Origin of the sequence: Wolbachia endosymbiont of Pentidionis agamae, assembly GCF_036711655.1 — a bacterium.
Taxonomy (GTDB): Bacteria; Pseudomonadota; Alphaproteobacteria; order Rickettsiales; family Anaplasmataceae; genus JAZHPY01.
Window position 1 is genome coordinate 1 of record NZ_JAZHPY010000105.1, and the last position, 2,851, is coordinate 2,851.

Genomic DNA, 2,851 nt, shown 5'->3' on the forward strand with positions numbered 1-2,851 from the left:
ATGCAGTCACAAAAGCCCTCTATTTCCAAGGTTTACTTTACAACGTAATCCATAATTGGGGTTTCTCAATATCTTTGAAGACTCAAAAATCGTGCTTTCTATCGTTCAAAAAAGTATCTTCTATCCATTGAATATTTCTGTAACAGTCAGCTTTCATGAAAATATGTCCAACATTAAACTTCTCTCCTTTGAGCCTGCTTGTTTTTCATATCTCAGTAGACCTCTTTACTCTGCTTCTATAACCTTTTGTACAGTTATGCAACTCGGTCATATTTTTTCTAAACATATAAAATGCACTATTGAAAAAGTTCTTTAAAAGGCTTATTAATATAGTTTATACTTCCTTCCCATGAACATTAAGGAGAGCTGTCTTGTTTTTAGTGAAATACATACCTAATAAGCTGTGATAAAGGTTATTTTTCTACGTGAAGATCGCATTGAAGAATATGGTAATGAAGTTACAGGTTTTGATGTACTGCATCCTGATATCTTAAAAGAAGTAGTTGCACTAAAAGTCAATGATGAGTTGTTTGATCTTTCACGTAAAATTGAATGTGACGCTAGCGTAGAAGTAATCAAAGTTAATGATGAATTAGGGTTAGATATAATTAGGCATGATACTGCGCATATTATGGCACAGGCGGTAAAAGATCTTTTCCCTAATGTACAGGTTGCAATTGGACCAACAATTCAGGATGGATTCTATTATGATTTTGCTACGGATCGTGCTTTCATTCCAGATGATCTTAATGTAATAGAAAAAAGAATGAAGGAAATTATAAAAAGTAATTACAGATTTGTACGAGAAACTTGGAGCCGTGCACAAGTAATTGATTTTTTTAACAGCATTGGTGAAAAGTATAAGGTCGAAATTATATCATCCATACCAGAAGATCAAACTCTAACTATTTATAGGCAAGGTGATTTTGTTGATCTTTGTAGAGGTCCGCATTCTCCATCAACAGGTTTCGTAAAAGCATTCAAGTTGACAAAAATAGCAGGAGCATATTGGCGTGGCAACTCAAACGGCCCAATGTTACAAAGAATATATGGCACAGCATGGAGAAATAAAGACGAATTAAATGTTTACCTAACAAGACTTGAGGAAGCAGAAAGACGTGATCATCGTAAAATTGCTAAAGACATGGATTTGTTCCATATTCAAGAGGAAGCTGTTGGTCAAGTTTTTTGGCATGAACAAGGATATAATCTGTATAAAATTCTTGAATCATATATTAGAAAAAAATTAATAGACAATGGCTATACTGAAGTAAAGACTCCAATTTTAGTTAGTAAAGAGTTATGGGAAAGGTCAGGACATTGGGATAAGTTTCGTGATAATATGTTTGTTGTTGATGAATCTAAAGTAGCTATTAAACCTATGAATTGTCCTTGTCATGTACAAATTTTCAATTCTCATATCAGAAGTTACCGTGATTTACCGATACGAATGGCGGAATTCGGTATGTGTCATAGAAGTGAAAGTTCTGGATCGTTACATGGCTTAATGAGAGTGCGTGGCTTTGTGCAAGATGATGCACATATTTTCTGCACAGAAGAACAAATTAATACTGAAACTGTGAAGTTTTGTAAACTTTTAAAAGAGGTATATTCAGAACTTGGATTTTACGAAGTTTTTGTAAAGTTTTCAGATCGTCCACATGTGAGAGCAGGAACAGATATTGTGTGGGAAAAAGCAGAAAAGGCATTACTTGAAGCTGTGAAAGAGACAGGGCTAAGTTATGAACTTAATCCTGGTGAAGGTGCATTTTATGGTCCTAAGCTAGAATTCATCCTTAGGGATGCTATAGGAAGAAATTGGCAATGTGGTACTTTGCAGGTTGATTTTATATTGCCAGAACGGCTTGGAGCATGTTATACAGGAAAGGATGGGCAAAAATACAATGCCGTTATGTTACATAGAGCAATTCTTGGAACTTTTGAGCGTTTTATTGGAATTCTGATAGAACATTATGCTGGAAAGTTTCCAATGTGGCTTGCTCCTATACAGCTTGTTATTCTTACAATTACAAGTGAAGCTAATGAATATGCTATGGAAATCAACAATATTTTGAAAGCACAAAATATAAGAGTTAAAATTGATTTAACTAACGAAAAAATTAATTATAAGATACGCTTGCATAGTTTACGTAAGGTACCTATATTATGGATCGTAGGAAAAAATGAAATTATGAACAAAGCTGTATCCATAAGGTATTTAGGCAAAAAAGAACAGGATTCTATTGCTCTTGATAGAGCCATAGAATCATTACAATTAATGGAGTTATAATTTGGGAACTAACAAGGGTAAGAAAAATAGAGTTGATAGATTTATTATATCAAAAGAAGTACGCTTAGTTGATCAAAATGGTGAAATGAAAGGTATTGTGTCAATAGAGCAAGCTTTAGCACTAGCACAAAATGTGGGTCTCAATTTGGTTGAGGTTGCGCCTGATTCTAGACCACCAGTTTGTAAGATCTTAGATTTTAGTAGATATAAATATGAAATAAAAAAGAAAGCAAAGGAGACGAAGAGGAAACAAAAAGTTATTGTTACAAAGGAAATTAAATTACGTCCTAACATTAGTGAGCATGACTGCGAGATAAAAGTGTCACAAATCAAATCATTTCTTGATAAGAAGTATAGAGTAAAGGTTATATTAAGATTCATAGGAAGAGAGCTTGCACACATTGATATTGGGCTAGAAAAGCTAAATAACCTAATCAATGATGTTCAAGATGTTGCTAAAGTGGATTCAGAGCTTAAAAGAGAAGGTAATCAATTTTTCTTAATGTTGAGTGCAAAGGAAATTAAAGGCTAATTTTTTATAATATGCTATAGCACAATTTT

The 2,851-nt window shown here is 33.4% G+C and carries 2 protein-coding genes; both read left to right on the forward strand.

Going from position 1 to position 2,851, the window contains the following annotated elements:
* Positions 1–403: 403 nt before the first annotated feature.
* Positions 404–2,290: a threonine--tRNA ligase gene (thrS, locus tag V6U76_RS04995; RefSeq protein ID WP_408647432.1), complete on the forward strand. Its 1,887-nt coding sequence runs from the start codon at positions 404–406 to the stop codon at positions 2,288–2,290.
* Position 2,291: 1 nt separating this feature from the next.
* A complete protein-coding gene (infC, locus tag V6U76_RS05000; RefSeq protein ID WP_333024029.1) occupies positions 2,292–2,822 on the forward strand; it encodes a translation initiation factor IF-3 in 531 nt (176 codons plus the stop codon).
* Positions 2,823–2,851: the final 29 nt, after the last annotated feature.